Below are 16,464 nucleotides of genomic sequence, written 5' to 3'. Positions count from 1 at the left end.
TTTGTTGAGTTAATGTGGCACGTCAGACAGGTGTGTCTCAGATGTCAGTTCCGGGTATTTGCTGCGTTCCATTCTTCGAATGGCAAGATGCATCCAAATTGTGCTGATCCCGACGATTACAAACATCAGCATGAATACGACCGACCAAACCTGAAACACGTCTAGAAGAATGCCGAACGAGATTGGCAGTATGAAGCCGCCCAAGCCGCCGATCATGCCTACCAAGCCGCCAACGGCGCCGACATTGTTAGGAAAATAGACCGGGATGTGCTTGAATACGGCCGCCTTGCCAAGGCTCATCACAAAGCCAAGAATAACCGTCAGGAAAACGAAACCGTAAAGCGGAATGCCAAAGCTAAATTCGAAAATCCGGGGCTCACCATCTGCCGAGGGAATACCTTGCACCAGATAAGTTGTTTGCGGGTAACTCATCACGAACAGCACGACCAGTGACACAATGAAGGTCAGATACATGACAAATCGCGCACCCCAGACATCGGACATCCAGCCGCCAAGAGCCCGGAACACCGAACCCGGCAATGAGTACATGCCCGCAAATACACCAGCAGAGGTTAGTGCAACACCGTAAGCACCGACGTAGTAGCGTGGCAGAAACGATGCGAACGCAACAAAGGCACCAAAGACGAAGAAGTAATAGGTTGCGAAGCGCCAGACCTGAATGTCTTTCAACGGTTCAAGTTGCTTGGCTGCGGATATGGGTTTGGCTCCAGTCTTACGCTGTTCAACGCGAACCGGATCCTCCTTGGCGAAGACATAGAACACAACCGCCATGATGACCAAAGCCACCGCATAGATGCGTGCAGTGTCTTCCCATCCAACCGCAATCACCAGAAATGGTGCTGCGAAGTTAGTTACCGCAGCGCCGACGTTGCCAGCACCAAATATACCAAGCGCGGTTCCCTGACGTTCAGCTTCGAACCAACGGGAGACATAGGCGACACCTATGATAAATGAACCGCCTGCCAATCCAAGACCAAGTGCGATCATCAAAAAGACCGCATAGGTTTGAACCGAAGCTAGTAACCAAACAGATACGGCAGTAATCAGCATTTGCAGCGGCAACATAATGCGCCCGCCAAACTGATCTGTCCAAACGCCTAGGAATATGCGACTAAGCGATCCAGTCAGAACCGGTGTCGCAACCAATAGTCCGAATTGCGTCTCAGAGAGACCGAGATCCTGTTTAATTTGAACGCCGATGATCGAAAAGATTGTCCAAACGGCGAAGCACACCGTGAACGCCAGCGTGCTAAGGCCAAGCGCGCGATACTGTTCACCTGATGTTACATCATCGATATTGTGCATAACTCAACTCTCCTGACGAACGTGACCCGTTGGCTGGACGGGGCTGGGCAAGTTGGCTTGGACCGGGTTCACGCCAGAAAACGACCAAGGAAAAGACGGGTCAATTCCTGCAAAAAATGAGAACCGCATAGCGTGGACAGGATTGATCTTCTTTATTCTTACGCTGAAAAATTTGGACCACGAGGTCTTTGCTTTGTTTAGTCTTGTCATTTTATGTCCCCTTCACTGTCTTGCGACGACCCGCCGTTCGGGTTTTGCGCGTTGACAGGATGTTCGGGCTTTCTTGGTTGGGTGAGTTTGATCCAGATCAAGAAATGTAAAAAAGCATAGCAAAATAAATGAGTTAGCAATATTTGTCAGGCAAGGCTCTACGAGGTGTCAATTGCTGTTCGAAAAACCATCAATCGCACCCTTGACATTTATCAAGTCTGAAACTGATAAATGTTAAAGGAGATTTTTGAGATGCATATGGGTATGCCCGAGTCGGACTATCCGGATATCCGGGAGCTTCATCTTTTCTCTGATATGGAGCACGAGAATTTTAATGCGCTAATGCGCGGAACATATCTTCAGAATTTTCCGCCACAAGTTGACCTTATAACAGAGGGCGAACAAAGCGACTTTTTGCATGTCATTCTCTCTGGATCAGTTGAGCTATCTGCAAGCTGGAACGGGCGCGAGACGACAATGGCGACGGTGCGGCCAGTTTCTACCTTCATTTTGGCGGCGACAATCAAAGATGCGCCATATCTGATGTCTGCCAAAACGCTGGAAAAGAGCCGGATTGCTTTGATCCCAAGTCTCGATGTCCGCAGGGTATTCGACACTGATAACAACTTTGCCCGTGCAATCGTTGCTGAACTTGCTCAGTGTTACCGATCGGTGATCAAATCTCAAAAGGACCTGAAACTTAGAACATCTCTTGAGAGGCTGGCAAACTACTTGCTGCGCCAACAACATTTGGCAAAAGGGCCGCAAGAATTTGAGCTCAAGATGGAAAAGAGGCGGCTGGCATCTTTCCTGGGCATGACACCTGAAAACCTGAGCCGGGCGTTTAAGGGCTTGCAACCCTACGGCGTGGAAGTGAACGGAAATCTTATTCGAATTTCTGACCAGGATGATCTCGTCAAATTTGCGAAGCCTTTCTCGCTAATCGACGATTACTCAATCTAAGGAAAACAAAATGACAAAAGCGATGCCCCGGTGCTGCAGGAGACCTCGCCGAACAACATCCAGACATCTGGTTGGCTTATTGTGATTTGGGCAAAGCTTGCGCCAACGCTGGTCCTTTAAGTGATCGCGAAAGACGATTGGTCAAACTGGCACTCGCTATTGGTGCGGCTCTTGAAGGGGCGATACACTCGCATACCCGGCGTGCACGTGCTGAAGGAATAGAAAACGCTGCACTGGATCAGGTCGCGTTGCTGGCTAAACGTTGGTCAGAATCATCCGATGATCGAATGGGTTGCAGTGCGACCTGATGAGCTAGTGGATGAGACTGAGGCCACGGGTTACAAAATCTACAAGTCACCAACCCGAAGCGCAATTTTTGATGCTGGGACTACCAGCCGTATCAACGTCGCTCACTTTATGACAAAGCTGATCACTACAGAAAGCACTTGGAACATTTGGCGGGGCAAGATGCCGGTAATCTACAACTCGGCGTCTGCCTGACCAATGCTAGAAAGCAGGCCTTGGAAGCAAACGCAGCGAAAGTTAACTTCGTCCGCACACCGACGTTTTAGCCGACAAAAATGCTGCGCGATGCGCGAACGGCTTGTGTGGATAGCTCCTGCATAGCAAGACATATTTGAAGTAATTTTGCACTGGTCAGAAGCAGACGTGTGTCCGGCCTGTTTGCGCGGCACTCGTAGCCGCTGGCCCTGATGGTTTCCGCGACCAAGTCCCAAACGGCTTATCGAACAACAATGTGTCCTGGACATTCGACGGGGTGTATTGGTTGGCGGGCTGACTGTGCGCCATTATTTCATAGGTTTTGCTGTCTCAGGTGTTCCTTTTGTTAGGCTGAGTGAGGCCGATAGTATTCGTTCTTGGCTAACACCGCCCAGACTATTCGTGCGGTCTTATTTGCCATTGCGAAGGTCGCCAGTCGTGCAGGCTTGCGCTCAAGAAGGGCGATGGCCCATGGATCGACGCGGTCAGGGTTCACTTTCATTTGTCGCAATCGCGCAGTCATGTTGGTCACCAAAAGACGCCGGATGTAGCGATCGCCCATTTTCGTGATCCGCCCCAGGCGTTCTTTTCCGCCGCTGGATAAGTTCAGGGGTGTTAGGCCCAACCAAGCTGCAAATTGCCGACCATTCTTAAACTGCTTTGCGTCGCCGACAGTGGCTACAATGGCTGAAGCGGTCACAGGTCCAACGCCTGGGATCGTGCGCAACAATATGACACGTTTGTCTAATTTCGAATGCCGCCACATGCGCATCTCGTACCAACGGAAACGTAGGTGCATCGCAACAAGTTGATGGCTGAGTAGTCTCAGGACATCTATGGCAATCTCGGGAAGGGCAGGTTTTTCTCCCTCCAAAACACCCTTTGCGTATTTGACGGCAGCCCCAGTCCCTTGTGGAATGATGACACCAAACTCGGCGAGCAGGCTGCGAAGCATGTTACTCAGTTGAGTTCGCTGCCTGACGACCAAATCGCGCGCACGATGCAGGAACAAGACGGCTTGCTGTTCCTCGGACTTGGGCGCAACAAACCGCATCGTCGGACGTGTCACTGTTTCGGCATTATTGGCGTCAGATTTGCAGCGTTTGACATAGGGCTTCACATAATTGGCGGGGATCAGGCGAACATCGTGCCCAAGCTTGGTGAGTTCTCGCGCCCAATAGTGGCTGGACCCGCATGCCTCCATACCGATCAAACAGGGTTCCAATTTGGTGAAGAACTGCATGAGTTGTGCGCGACGGATAGCTCGATTGAAAACAACCTCCCCATCCTTAGTAATCCCATGGACCTGAAAAACATGTTTGGCCAGATCGATGCCGACTGGTGTAACTTGCATTAGGTAGCTCCTTTCCTAGCAGTGATAGACAACTGCAGTATGGCGCATTGCGACGCGGGGTGGGTCAGGAGCTATCCACCCCATCCCCGTTGGGATTGCCGCGCGGCAGCGAAACCAAGCAATGTTAAGGCTAGGCTGGTGCCTAATGAGAGACTTTGCAAATGTCACTTTTCTGCCCTAAGCCGCCTATGACTGTACCCAGCCCAAAGCAGTCGTCAAGCAAACACGCATATTTGGAATTGCAGACCTTCGCCGCGAAACTGGGAAATTCACACAATGCGGACACAGTTAACTTTCGCCGCGACTGCGCGAGTGTCCGCTTCTGTTTGGATAATATTTGGTGCTCAATTGCGCCAAAACATATTTCGGTATTGCGATGGTGATGCTCCGCGTAGGCGGCGAAACTCTCTGCGAAAAGTTTCACTGCTGCCAAATCCTGATGCTTGAGCAACGCTGCTGAGCGATAAATCGGTCACTTCCAAAAGATCCGCTGCATGAGCCACTCTAGTTTTCGTCAGCCATGCCAGTGGGGTTTTCCCAGTGGTAGCGTGAAATTTCCTCTGAAAGGTGCGAGGTGTAAGGCCTGCGACGTCCGCCATCCGAGACAGCGGCCAGTGTTGGTCAGGCGTTGCGCGGATTTTGTCGAGCAATGGAGATATTCGTCCTCCTAATTCATGCGGCACAGGTGCCGTAAGAAACTGCTGTTGGTCGCCGTCGCGATGCGCTGGAAGCACCAACCTTCGTGCGACTGTATTTGCGAACTCTGCGCCGAAGTCTTGCCGGACAATATGCAGGCACAGGTCCAGACCGGCGGCCGAACCCGCTGATGTCAGAACCGATTGATCATCAACGTACAGCACGTTCGGTTCCACCTGAACCTTCGGGTATCTGTCCGCGAGTATTTCGGCATAACGCCAGTGGGTTGTCGCCCGCTTCCCATCCAAGAGGCCAGCCGCAGCGAGGACAAAGGCACCTGAACAAATGGATGCCACTTTTGCACCGTTGGAATGAGCTGCTTTTAAAACCTCAATCAGGTCATTTGGCACTGTCGCGTGGGCGCTGCGCCAGCCAGGGACAATAACGACGTTTGCCTTAGATATCTGTTCGATCCCAGCATCCGGCAAAACACTTATGCCGCCAATTGCCCTTAGAGGCCCTGGCTCCGCAGCAACAGTTGTTAGGTCATACCAACGATCAAACTCTGGCCGAGGAAGCCCGAACACTTCAAGGCCAATCCCATATTCGAACGCGCATAGCCCATCGTAGGCGAGTAGGCTGACGCGCAAATTATCTCGGTTTGCGGGCAAATGACTGGTCACGGAACCGTCTGTTTCAGGTGCGTTTTGTACGTTTGGCATAATATGACCGAATACTGGCATTTTGGACAATACGGAAGAAAAAAATGTGGATGTAAGGGCCTGTCTCCTGACGTATTCTGGCGGCGGTCTGGGTATTTCTTTCGACCGTGCTGGACAAGAAACCGACCACCAAAAGGAGTACAACCGGATATGACAACAGCCACTTCTACGCCTGCCGTTCGCTCAACAGAAAACGCAACGTTTTCGATCTGTCTTGCCGAAATTCTTGGCGTAGATGTTGATGAAGTGCCTGCCTCTTCAACTGGCATTGGCTTGGATGGTATCGGATATTGGCTGGCTGCGCAGAACCTCGCTTTGATCCCTGTGAGAGATCCGGCCGAATTTCAGTGGGCAGGTTGGTGGATCGCACGTTTGGCTGATGGCGATGGGTACGTCGTGATGGCTGGCACGCCGTCCGATGTTGCCTGGATTCCGGGGGGTGTGACACGCGGCTCGCAGGAGATAGTAGAAGGCTGGGTTGTCGCCGCACCCGCGCTGGCTTTGCCCTCGCGTGATGCACAGAGCGGAATAGTCGAGGCTATATATCGGTTTGCTGATTCCGGTGCGCCAGCTGAGGAGCTGCAAACGGCCCGGCTGATTTCTGGAGTTGGAATCGATGGGGACCGCTATGCCTTTGGAAAAGGCCATTTTTCGGAAGTAGGCCGTTGGGGGCAAGCACTTACATTAATCGAGGCGGAAGCTATTGAGTTTCTGGCATCAGAACATGGTGTTGAGATGCCTGCTGCTGAGGCTCGTCGTAACATTGTCACGCGCAACATCGACCTAAACTCCCTGATGGGAAAGCGCTTTCGCATCGGCGGTCTTCTCTGTCAGGGATCACGCCTCGCCGAGCCCTGCGCATGGCTGCAAAAGACAACACCCCCGGGCATGTTACGCGGTCTCGTGCATCGTGGAGGTCTGCGCGCGGATATACTAGAGGACGGAATCGTCGAGCGGGGCGATCTGGTTAATCCAGAAGAATGATTCAAGAGGTTTGTGCTGAGGTAAGTGAACAGCGGACCTTCGTTCCAATTGCAGCATCGGTGAGTTCGGGCTCTCACCTGGCTTTCGCCGCACGCTACACGAAAGGCCGCTGTCGGGAGACGGGCCAAACTTTGCAAATGTCACTTACTGCCCAAAACGGTAATTCAAGACGGCGCTGGGAATGATGATCTAAAGGGAGCGAACTGACCATAGGGCCGATTCTCGACTAGTCATGCCGATTGTGCTACCCTCTGGATCGATATTGGAGGGCGAAGGAATGAGGGTACGATTTGATACAATCAAAATTTTAGCGGTATTTGGCACTCTTGCGGTGATGAGTGCTTGTTCAGCATTCGAGAATTTTCAGCGCGTTGGAGTCTATGCATACGAGGGTGAAGAATTTGACGTTTATACCGCCGATGACGTCGAACATACTGACGGCGTAACGAACGACAGTTACCTCGTTTTGGTTCCTAAGGGTGCAGACCCGCACCATTTGAATGTGGTCGCACAATGTAGGACAGGCATTGGCGCGGTAACTGCATCCACAGTGAGGGGATGTGAAACGGCATTCGGAATTTCACTCCGCGAGAGTCGGCAACCAGATGAAGAACGAGAGGGCGGGGGAATGGGTTATTGACCGCGATCAAGATCGTGGAACGGGCGTAGCGTTGAGTGATCGTCTGATGCGCTTAGAAGGGTTATTACTACGATAGTGAACACTTACTCTATTCTTGGCCCGTCAGAGCGGGATTGCCAAGCGTTTTCCTCAAAAGACTCTGATCAGGAAGCGCATGAATAAGGGTGCTATTGAAGCTTGTAGGGATTATTTCTCGCCCTTCACCCCTACAATCTTCGCAATTCCCTCAATCTGCCCATTGCAAGCGTCCAGTGCTTCGACGTGATCGGTGAGGATCAGCGCCACGTCGCGCAATGTTTGCCTTGGGCGCTCTCGTACTTCGCAGGGCGCGAGCAAAGCGGCCGGGATTTCCGGCGCCACAAATCGGGTTTCAGTTCGGGGCGCTGAACAGGCGGTCAAGATGATCAGTGAACCAATCAGGTAAATCCGCATCGTCTTCTCCTCTCAGGATGGTTTCGCGCAGAGTGTCAAACTCTGTGGCTTTGGATTGAACGCGGGCGGCGTGGGCTTGGGCCACAGCGCGCGCCTCTTGCATTTGGGCGGCAATCTGTGTCTGAACGGACAGCTCCCGCGTCAGGGCAGCGTTGTCAGCTTGCAGGCTGGCCCGATCTGACCAAACCCACCAGAGCGCCGCCACCAGCAACCCAGAGGCCACAAATGGCAGGAGGCGTAAGGCCGCGATCATAGCCAATCCTCAGATCGTACTTTGAAGTCAGGGCACAGTTTGTTCGCATAGTCGTTGTGACCGGAACCCTTTTTGATTTCAGTGAGCTCGCTCAACTCTTTGATGTAATGCTTAACTGCGTAAATTTGATCGTCGGTGTAGTAATCGGTCACGATGCCCATCTTGGTGATTGTTTTAATCGGGATCATGCAAATGCCGATGGTGCCGCGATTGCGGCCTTTGACATGGGCTCCGATGGAATAGATTGAACGTCCGAGTGCCATTCGGCCATCAGGGGAGAATACGCGCGCATAACCGATATCACGCCAGCCACGATCTTCGACATGCCAGCGTCGGATCTCGTCCTGCATTTCATTAACATCTTTGCCTTTCCACCAGTCGGATGTGGTTGCAGATGTATGCAGAACCACTTCAGTCAACGGATAACGCTTTTTCCCTTGGTAAATCATTTCCTTGATCTCCTTAGAAGAACAGGGCTTTCACGCCCCAATATGTGGCCAGCGCAAGGATCGCGACCAACCAGACGCGACCCTCTTCTTTTGTGGCTTTCTTACTCATTGGCTGGCCCCTTGATCCGGGCCGCTTGAGTTTCAACAATGGCGATAACGATCTTGGTGACCGACATGCCGGCCAATCCCGCAATGAAGGCGGCAGAGGCCACAACGTCCGGGCCATTCCCCAGATCGTCGATGGATTTTTCAACGATGACAAGCGCGTCTGGGGAGAGGTTTTTAGCCGAGATCAACCCACCAAGGACTGAAAACAACCCATCCCAAAGGCGGCGTTTGTTGGACAGCATCCAGCGAAAGAACCCGCCAAAGCCTCCAGCAACAAGCACCCGGCCAACTTCGCCTCCCATCCACGTGAGCGCCATGCCAAGCCAGAGCGCGATGTTTTCCCAAATTCTATTACTCATAAAGCAGGCCTTTCTTGCCAAAATGTGGTCACGACAACGGGAAGCGCTGAGCCGCGCTTGATTTGCCGAATGTCGATGTGTGAGAGAGGTTTGTTTGACTTTGGTGATGCAAAAAAACTTCAATGAAGATCGAAACTAAAAGCGGACACCTATGATTTGCGCAGCGAATGTCTCAAGAGAGCCCACAGGAGACGATCACATTCTTCGCTGCGTGCGCTCGCAGCGTGAAAAATTCGGCATGAACGAAAAAGTTCGTGCTGCCGCGCTGCGGTTCAACCGGCCATTCGTAGATGTCGCAGCATAGATCAGGCGTCGAACTTACACGATGCGGGACATAGCCGACCTTCTCAGCGGTAGCCCCAAAGTCGACTTACTGCTTCATTATTCCAATCACCTTTGTGGGCGTTGTTGGCCGGCCCTGAAATGGTCCACAAATTGTGCTACCTATTATAATTGTCATATTTTTTCCTTGGTTCAAATCATTTGCCGTACAATTCGAAAGCCGGAATATGTGCTTCTGTAATCTTCTTCGCCAGCCCCGCGCGACGCAACTCGTGTAAAATCCATAGCGGTGCTGTATCCACCGCCCCGAGATACCCGTTTGCAGCTATCAACCATGCTCTGACGCAGCCATTCGCTTGTTGTTGACCACCCAGCATATTCACTCGTGTAGCAGGATCGGGTCTGTTCAATGACATTTCCGGACATATGGCGCAGACCCCAGCCATTCGCTGCGTCCAAGTCGTCCACTGGAACGGGTACTCGCCGCGATAGAAGATCAGGACGAGCAACCCCAGTTAGTTGTTCTGTTCCACTTCCCAAAAAATTTGCTTGATCAGAGGTCAATGCATCGCCCTGCGCAAAGCGTGTTTGCGTCCCTGAACGGGCGGCATATTCCCACTCGGCTTCAGTTGGCAATCGGTAGACGTCAACGCCAAGCTTTTCGTTAAGCCATGCGACATAGGCTTGCGCGTCAAGATAAGACACATCGATTACTGGGTGGCTGCCCCGAACGATAGTTTCAACGCGTTCGCGTGCCTCGTTAATATATAAAACTGTGTCGCCGGGAACATACCCATTGCAACCGCCATCATCGACACAAGCCATCCATTGATCATGAGTGACTTCGTTCCTACCCATAGCGATCGGGATATCGACTTCAACGCGGTGAAGTGGGCGTTCATCAGCACCAATTGCGGGATGTCCGACCTCAACCATCGCCAGCTTTCCATCCAGTATGACCAACCCATTGATGGAGTCCCCAATTGGTCCACCCATTGTAAAATCACCCTGAGGTAGAACAATCATTTCAGGGCAAACATCACACTCCTGAAACATGTCGAGTGGGGAAAGTTGTGTGTCGTCCTGCAGTACGTACTGAGCATGAACGGGAGAACTAATAAAAACAAAGAGTAAGGCGGCAATGCAAAAAAATCTCAAACTGATTGTTCCATATATTTATATGAGAATTGATCGAAAGTTTTTAATAATCAGATCGTCAGTCGACGCGTCGAAAATTAGGGCGGTATCCTTCAGGTTGTCAACGCTCTTTTGACTAATCTTTCAAATGCAGAAATGCGCGCCGACCGCTCTTAGGATGTTAGCCTGTTGGACCTCAGGGTTAGCAGTCATTGGTGCGCACTGCAGCATTGAGTAAACTGGGGCTCGTTCCTGCCATTCGCCGTGCTTCAAATCAACGGCGGCTTTGAACTTATTCTGTTGAAAAACTCGAAGGTTTTAAAACTGGTTCCAGTAGAAGATTCTAACCAAGCGTCTCTGTTACGCGGTTTTTCCAATGCAGTTTTGGTTTGGGGCCAGTTCTGCTAGCTTTTTGAGGTTTTGGGTGGTTGCAGCGAGGATAAATTCATCATGTGCGCCGCATGGGCCGCGCAATCGGAGCCTGCCAAGGCCATGAATGTGTTTGAGACGAGCAAAGGACATCTCGATCTTTTTGCGCGGTTTGCATGAGACGCTGTATTGCTTTGTCTGGGCCAGTTGTCGCGCAACATCACGTGAACTTTCATAGATTGATCTGGTGACTTTGCGTTGCGGTTCTTTTGGGCAGCAGCGTGGCTTTAATAGACGGGCATCACAATCTGGTTTGCGGTCGCGATAACGGATTGTCTCATCGTTGTTTACGCCTGTTCGCGGCGTTTTATACGCTCGGCGAAATAGTTTGAGTTCTTTGCCACCGGGACAGATATATAAATCGTCTCAGTATCGAAAGTGAAGTCAGGCCGCTCAAATGTTCCATCTTTGCGGCCCGACTTATCGATTGCAGGGATATGTGGCGCGATTCCGCGTTTCTCAACCAGCCAATCCAGCATGGGGCCTGAGCCAAAAGCGGTGTCAGCTATCAAACGTTCAGGTTTGAGATCATGCGTTTTGCGAACGCGATCAATCAAGTTTTTATGGCCCCAATCTCGACTTGCCGAATGGACCTAGTTGGTTCCACATCTAGGATCACAGCATTATCTGTATCGATTAAATAGCTGGTAGAATAAGCAAAATATGCAGGCCCACCGCGCGCACCAGTCCATTGAGATGCTGGATCTGAACGCGAGATGAGCTTGGGCACAACTCGGCTGGCATCTCCAAACGCGGCATCGTCCAATGTACCGAGGCACTCGCGAACTGCGCGTGGCGCGTCATTAGGATCAATGGCCTCAGAGTTCCAATCCGCCTTTGGGGTGGACTTTTGACGGTTGGCGTCGGCTGCTATGATACTCGCATCAGCCGCGTATCGTTGTCCGCTTGCTAGACCTGCTTTGGTGCATTGGGCGACCACCGTCTCGAACACATGGCACAGCACATCTTTGTCGTGGAAACGGCCATGTCGGTTCTTTGAGAATGTCGAGTGATCCGGAATTGGATCCGATAAATCCATCTTGCAAAAGCCAGCGGTAAGCAAGGTTCAGATGAACTTCTTCGCAAAGCTGCCGTTCAGAGCGAATGCCCATAACGTATCCAACCAACAGCATCCGCATCATCAAATCAGGATCGACAGAAGGGCGGCCAGTGGAGCTGTAGAATTCGGTCAGATGGGCGCGAACGCTGGACAAATCAACGACACCATCAATCGCACGCAACAGGTTGATCAAATGGAACATGATCTTCTATCGAGAAATAATAGAACAGAGCAGATTGTGCTTCCTGGCGTGGTCCCATCATCGCGATCAATCTCCAATATGAACAAGGCAATTGAATCAACGACAACGCTTCAGATCAACAAGAGTTTTTCAACAGAGTAGGCTGATAAAGCGCGAGAATTGACCATCTCAAATCGGGTGCCAGTGGGTGGTTTATTGTAGTGGGTAGGGCGAGGACCGAGTGGAGCTGATGCACGAAAGAGCGGGACACCACCATACTGTTTTCATTGACTGAAATAGTATGATGGTGGGCGATCCTGGAATCGAACCAGGCGTGAGTCGCCTCGAGGGAGTTACAGTCCCCTGCCACACCTTGCGGCCTATCGCCCAACAAGGGTCGATTTAGAGAGTAAGACCGGGGGCGTCAACAGGAAAATCGCTTGTATCTGAGAAAGGCTCAGCGCATTGTCCGCGCCAGTAAGAAAATAAAGGTCATGGCAATGAAAAAGCCTAAGTGGGTCATCGAAAAAGAGCAGGGGCGTCGCGCGGCGGCGGCTGAAACCGTGTGGTTGTTTGGAATACATGCGGTCCGTGACGCGTTGAAAAACCCAGCACGCGAAAAGCTGCGTTTGATTGTGACAAAGAACGCCTACGATAAACTGGCGGATGAGATTGAGCTTAGCGGACTGGATGCCGAGCTTACCGATTCTCGGCGGTTCTCAGCGCCAATCGACCCGCAATCTGTCCACCAAGGGGTGGCGTTACAGGTTAAACCGCTGAACTGGGGGAGCATTGATGAATGCTGTATGGCCAAAGACGGACAGGTGCCTCGTGTCTTGCTCTTGGACCGGGTGACAGATCCGCACAACGTCGGGGCCATTTTGCGTTCGGCAGAGGTATTCGGCGCGCGGGCTGTGATTGCGCCTCATCGTCATTCCGCGCCTGAAACGGGTGCTTTGGCCAAAACTGCGTCCGGCGCGTTGGAACGTCAGCCATATCTACGAATTAAGAACCTCGCGGATGCGATTATTGAGTTGCAAAATATGGGCTATCTTGTGCTTGGGCTGGATGGCACCGCTGACATGACGATCGAAGAGGCAAGCGCTGGCCTTCTAAACCGCCCGATTGCACTTGTACTTGGTGCAGAGGGGCCGGGGTTGCGTCAAAAAACCAAAGAAACCGTAGATCATTTGGTGAAAATTAACTTCGCGGGGAACTTTGGCTCGTTGAATGTTTCTAACGCAGCGGCGATTGGGCTGTATGCTGTTGGACAAGCTTAAGCGATAATTCTAAGGGCGGCACTATTTAGAATCGCGCTGCCCTTAGAATTGCGAATTTCTCGATTGCGCTGTAGGTTCCAAGAAATTTCTAAAGTTACAAAGAGATTAGGCAACATCCAGAATTCTGTGCCTAAGAATATTTCCTCGCAGAAGCTGCAAAGAAATTATTCATGCTAAGTTTCTGAGTGAAATCAGAGAACTGTCCAGCAAAAATTCTTGTTTTTAAGTCACCATTTTTTTCCTCAGTCTATTTCAGCCATGAATTGTTGCGAAAATTGGGTATTTCTTCACAGTTCTGTTAGGCGGCTAGCTTTCCTGTCAAAGAGCAATCATTCTTAAGTAAATCTGAATGAAAGGACTACCAATGAACACCCGTCGCGCATTTTTGGGATTACTTGCTACCATTCCCGTAAGCGGAGCATTGGTACGCCCTGCAATGGCTTCGTCGCCTATGGTGTATCAGCACGAAGGCGTGGCGATAAATGGGTATGACCCCGTTGCGTATTTTACCGATTCCGCACCTGTTTATGGTGATGACGCTTATAGATTAATGTGGGGTGGCGCGATCTGGCGGTTTGCTACTGCTGAAAATTTAGAAGCCTTTGAAATGAATCCCAGCGCGTACGCGCCTCAGTATGGTGGATATTGTGCTTATGCTGTTTCTCGCGGAGCAGTTGCTACAACGGAACCAGATGCATGGACAATCCACGAAGGTAAGTTGTTTTTGAACTATAATTTAACGGTTCGTGGGATTTGGTCACAAGATATTGCTGGCAATGTTGCGTTGGCCGATAACAACTGGCCAAACGTGCTGGCATAGGTCTTGGCTGTTAACGTCGTCTTCACAAGTGTTTTACATGATCTTTAAATGTAGTTTTGAGAACCTACATTGAAGAGTAGAAGCCAGATTTGGAACATCTGATTTCTAATACTGTCCCTCGTTCCGCTACTGGCGCCCTCTGCAACTGCAAGGGGCGCTTTTTTCTTTTGGGGAACGGTGATAATCACCATTTATGACGTATTCTGATCGACTTTTGAAAAATATCCTGACCCAAACAAAATGCATTGCATGTGTTGGTATGTCTCCTAATCCAATTCGCCCAAGTCATTTTGTTGGGCGCTATTTGTCGTTGCGCGGGTATCGGGTGATTCCAGTAAACCCCGTTGCCGTTGGGCAAAGGTTGTTTGGAGAGGATGTCCATTCAAGCCTGTCGGCCATTCCAGATAGATCTTCGATTGATATGGTCGATATTTTTCGCCGGTCAGAAGAAGTGCCCGCAATCCTGGAGGAGGCGCTAGAGGTTTTGCCAAATTTGAAGACAATTTGGATGCAGATCGGCGTTGAACACGTTGATGCAGCGAAAATGGCTGAAGCAAGGGGTGTTGAGGTCATTCAAAACCGGTGCCCGAAAATTGAATATCAGCGTTTGTTTGGGGAATTACGCATGGGGGGATTTAACACCGGCGTAATATCGTCAAAACTATAATGAGAATTGCTTAGCAGCGCAGCGTTTAAGGCTGCTTGTCTGGGAAGATCATTCTGAGTTCTGGGAAGTTTTACAATCTGGAGCGGGCGAAGAGATTCGAACTCTCGACCCTAACCTTGGCAAGGTTATGCTCTACCCCTGAGCTACGCCCGCAACCGGATTGTATTTTATCAGACTGGAGCGGGCGAAGAGATTCGAACTCTCGACCCTAACCTTGGCAAGGTTATGCTCTACCCCTGAGCTACGCCCGCATCCTGTCTGGTGAGGGCTGATCTAAATATTATAGCCCTAACCTGCAAGCGGAAAATGAGACTTCGGGAAAAAAACTTTGCTGGGGCGCGACGGAAATCTGATCGCGCTGCGTATCACTCTTAAGAAATGCAAAGGGACAGGGATCATGATCGCACGACGAAGTTTCATAAATGGTGCAACGATGGCATTTGTGACCGTATGGGGGATCGTTGGTCCGAGTTCTGCGCATGAGGGTCATTCAAATTTGGCAATAGATGCCAATGTCATACGTGCCACAAGGACGCCAGATGGGGTGGAGGTCATTGTAGAACTCAAGAGCCGCGAAGAGGCCGATGTGACGCTCTATGGCCTCCAGAGTCAGGGGATGGAAGTGATTGCTGATATGCCGCTCACAATGCCAGCTGGATCCATGCAAACGTTGCGGGCAACTTTAATTGGGGCCACGCCTAATTTGTTTTCACTTCTGCTCGATTTTGGTCCCCACGGGAGCGGTCCCGTTTTGGTTATCGTGGAGGGGTAAGATATGGATAAGCAATTGTTGAAAGGCGTGTCATTAGCAGTTTTGATCGCAATTGGGTTTGTTGCCGAAAGCACCGCACAGGGTAGACCTAAAATGCGAGAGCATACCACAACGGCTGCGCAGGAATTAATGCTGAACGCTGCTCAATACACAATGAGCAATGCACAGGTTTCTATCGAACAAAGCGGCACCACGCGCCGTCTGTCGGGGAATGGGCTACCAACCCACGCCGTTGGTGCCTTTCCTAATGCGGGCAATCCACACGAAATACAGATGCAAGATGTTAATCTGCAGATGCCCGTTGACCCTGAAACGCGACGCATGGATGACTTGGGGTTGGGGGATTTGTTCGGTGTCGCCGTGAATGGGGTGGTCTTTGACCCAGGTGCTGCTGAGTTTTGGCAAGGCAACCCCAACCTTGGCTGGCAATATGAAGCGCTTGGTGGGGCGGTGACATTGGGGTTAGACACAAACTACGCCCATGTTCAGCCTGATGGAACATATCATTATCACGGTTTACCCGTGGGACTAATGCAGGAGTTGGGCTGGTCCGCGACTGAACAAAGCCCACTGATTGGCTGGGCGGCCGATGGTTTTCCGATCTATGCTTTGACTGCTGAGGTCGATGGCGCGGTTGTCATGATGGAAAGTGCTTATCAATTAAGGTCTGGGGATAGGCCCGGTGGGCAGGCACCAACAGGAGCCTACGACGGGGCATTCGTTCAGGACTATCTCTATGTTGCTGGATCGGGAACTCTGGATGAATGTAACGGTGCCGTGGTAAGAACGGCAGATTATCCAGATGGGACTTATGCATATTTTTTAACCGTAGATTATCCCATCATCCCGCGGTGTTTGATGGGGAATGTCGACCCCAGTTTTATAAAGCGATAACAATG

Annotated in this window: 17 protein-coding genes, 3 tRNA genes and 1 pseudogene; 9 read left to right on the top strand and 12 right to left on the bottom strand. The window is 51.1% G+C overall.

All coding sequences use genetic code 11. The features are described 5' to 3' along the window. Window positions 1-9: 9 nt before the first annotated feature. Window positions 10-1,326, bottom strand: coding sequence for an MFS transporter (locus G9C99_RS04565; protein WP_166416232.1), 1,317 nt, complete (start codon window positions 1,324-1,326; stop codon window positions 10-12). A 441-nt stretch (window positions 1,327-1,767) separates the two neighbouring features. On the opposite strand from G9C99_RS04565, the gene G9C99_RS04560 reads away from it, so the two are divergent. Beyond that, on the top strand, window positions 1,768-2,499 hold the full coding sequence (locus G9C99_RS04560) for a cyclic nucleotide-binding domain-containing protein (RefSeq protein ID WP_231703959.1): 732 nt from the start codon (window positions 1,768-1,770) through the stop codon (window positions 2,497-2,499). A 71-nt stretch (window positions 2,500-2,570) separates the two neighbouring features. Beyond that, complete coding sequence (locus G9C99_RS04555) at window positions 2,571-2,807, top strand: carboxymuconolactone decarboxylase family protein (RefSeq protein WP_168713240.1); 237 nt, start codon at window positions 2,571-2,573, stop codon at window positions 2,805-2,807. Window positions 2,808-3,346: 539 nt separating this feature from the next. On the opposite strand, the gene G9C99_RS04550 is transcribed toward G9C99_RS04555, so the two are convergent. Further along, window positions 3,347-4,354 (bottom strand): IS110 family RNA-guided transposase, encoded by a 1,008-nt coding sequence (locus G9C99_RS04550; RefSeq protein WP_166416231.1) that lies wholly within the window; start codon window positions 4,352-4,354, stop codon window positions 3,347-3,349. A gap of 344 nt (window positions 4,355-4,698) precedes the next feature. After that, on the bottom strand, window positions 4,699-5,712 hold the full coding sequence (gene ftrA, locus G9C99_RS04545; RefSeq protein ID WP_205859822.1) for a transcriptional regulator FtrA: 1,014 nt from the start codon (window positions 5,710-5,712) through the stop codon (window positions 4,699-4,701). 150 nt (window positions 5,713-5,862) lie between these two features. Here ftrA and G9C99_RS04540 point away from each other — a divergent pair, with 150 nt between their 5' ends. Continuing rightward, the gene (locus G9C99_RS04540) at window positions 5,863-6,696 is read left to right on the top strand and encodes an MOSC domain-containing protein (RefSeq protein WP_166416229.1); all 834 of its coding nucleotides are present in this window, start codon (window positions 5,863-5,865) and stop codon (window positions 6,694-6,696) included. Between the two features lie 277 nt (window positions 6,697-6,973). Next, on the top strand, window positions 6,974-7,336 hold the full coding sequence (locus G9C99_RS04535) for a hypothetical protein (protein WP_166416228.1): 363 nt from the start codon (window positions 6,974-6,976) through the stop codon (window positions 7,334-7,336). Window positions 7,337-7,522: 186 nt separating this feature from the next. Here G9C99_RS04535 and lysC read toward each other — a convergent pair whose 3' ends face one another. The 7 genes and pseudogenes from lysC to G9C99_RS04505 all read right to left on the bottom strand — a co-directional run bounded on the left by lysC (window position 7,523) and on the right by G9C99_RS04505 (window position 12,415). Beyond that, window positions 7,523-7,768: an Rz1-like lysis system protein LysC gene (gene lysC / locus G9C99_RS18740; RefSeq protein ID WP_456236824.1), complete on the bottom strand. Its 246-nt coding sequence runs from the start codon at window positions 7,766-7,768 to the stop codon at window positions 7,523-7,525. Next, window positions 7,707-8,021: a hypothetical protein gene (locus tag G9C99_RS04530; protein ID WP_166416227.1), complete on the bottom strand. Its 315-nt coding sequence runs from the start codon at window positions 8,019-8,021 to the stop codon at window positions 7,707-7,709. The genes lysC and G9C99_RS04530 overlap by 62 nt, the downstream gene beginning before the upstream one ends. Further along, complete coding sequence (locus tag G9C99_RS04525) at window positions 8,018-8,470, bottom strand: N-acetylmuramoyl-L-alanine amidase (protein ID WP_166416226.1); 453 nt, start codon at window positions 8,468-8,470, stop codon at window positions 8,018-8,020. Before G9C99_RS04525 ends, G9C99_RS04530 begins: the two co-directional genes overlap by 4 nt. A 101-nt stretch (window positions 8,471-8,571) precedes the next feature. Further along, window positions 8,572-8,937 carry a hypothetical protein gene (locus G9C99_RS04520; protein ID WP_166416225.1) on the bottom strand — a complete coding sequence of 122 codons (366 nt, stop codon included), beginning with the start codon at window positions 8,935-8,937 and terminating at the stop codon, window positions 8,572-8,574. Between the two features lie 474 nt (window positions 8,938-9,411). Next, entirely contained in the window at window positions 9,412-10,245 is an 834-nt protein-coding gene (locus tag G9C99_RS04515; protein ID WP_269434811.1) for a formylglycine-generating enzyme family protein, read from the bottom strand. 471 nt (window positions 10,246-10,716) lie between these two features. Beyond that, window positions 10,717-12,108, bottom strand: a pseudogene (locus G9C99_RS04510) (transposase). Between the two features lie 223 nt (window positions 12,109-12,331). Continuing rightward, a tRNA-Tyr gene (locus G9C99_RS04505) sits at window positions 12,332-12,415 on the bottom strand. Window positions 12,416-12,526: 111 nt separating this feature from the next. Between G9C99_RS04505 and rlmB the strand changes: the two genes are divergently transcribed. From rlmB to G9C99_RS04490, 3 genes are all read left to right on the top strand, one after another. After that, complete coding sequence (gene rlmB, locus G9C99_RS04500; protein ID WP_166416223.1) at window positions 12,527-13,306, top strand: 23S rRNA (guanosine(2251)-2'-O)-methyltransferase RlmB; 780 nt, start codon at window positions 12,527-12,529, stop codon at window positions 13,304-13,306. Between the two features lie 349 nt (window positions 13,307-13,655). Then, a complete protein-coding gene (locus tag G9C99_RS04495) occupies window positions 13,656-14,126 on the top strand; it encodes a YHS domain-containing (seleno)protein (protein ID WP_231703958.1) in 471 nt (156 codons plus the stop codon). Window positions 14,127-14,319: 193 nt separating this feature from the next. Continuing rightward, window positions 14,320-14,793, top strand: a complete 474-nt coding sequence (locus tag G9C99_RS04490) for a CoA-binding protein (RefSeq protein ID WP_166416221.1) — start codon at window positions 14,320-14,322, stop codon at window positions 14,791-14,793. A 78-nt stretch (window positions 14,794-14,871) separates the two neighbouring features. On the opposite strand, the gene G9C99_RS04485 is transcribed toward G9C99_RS04490, so the two are convergent. Then, window positions 14,872-14,946: transfer RNA gene (locus G9C99_RS04485), tRNA-Gly, on the bottom strand. A gap of 23 nt (window positions 14,947-14,969) precedes the next feature. After that, window positions 14,970-15,044, bottom strand: a tRNA-Gly gene (locus G9C99_RS04480). 146 nt (window positions 15,045-15,190) lie between these two features. Between G9C99_RS04480 and G9C99_RS04475 the strand changes: the two genes are divergently transcribed. Together G9C99_RS04475 and G9C99_RS04470 are read left to right on the top strand one after the other, a co-directional pair. Continuing rightward, a complete protein-coding gene (locus tag G9C99_RS04475) occupies window positions 15,191-15,565 on the top strand; it encodes a putative periplasmic lipoprotein (protein ID WP_166416220.1) in 375 nt (124 codons plus the stop codon). Between the two features lie 3 nt (window positions 15,566-15,568). Beyond that, complete coding sequence (locus G9C99_RS04470) at window positions 15,569-16,459, top strand: YHYH protein (RefSeq protein ID WP_166416219.1); 891 nt, start codon at window positions 15,569-15,571, stop codon at window positions 16,457-16,459. The last annotated feature ends 5 nt before the right edge of the window (window positions 16,460-16,464 follow it).

This window comes from Cochlodiniinecator piscidefendens, from assembly GCF_011326755.1.
In the GTDB taxonomy this organism is placed as follows: domain Bacteria; phylum Pseudomonadota; class Alphaproteobacteria; order Rhodobacterales; family Rhodobacteraceae; genus Cochlodiniinecator; species Cochlodiniinecator piscidefendens.
The sequence above is the reverse complement of the archived record's forward strand: the minus strand, read 5'-3'. Positions and strand labels throughout refer to the sequence as shown.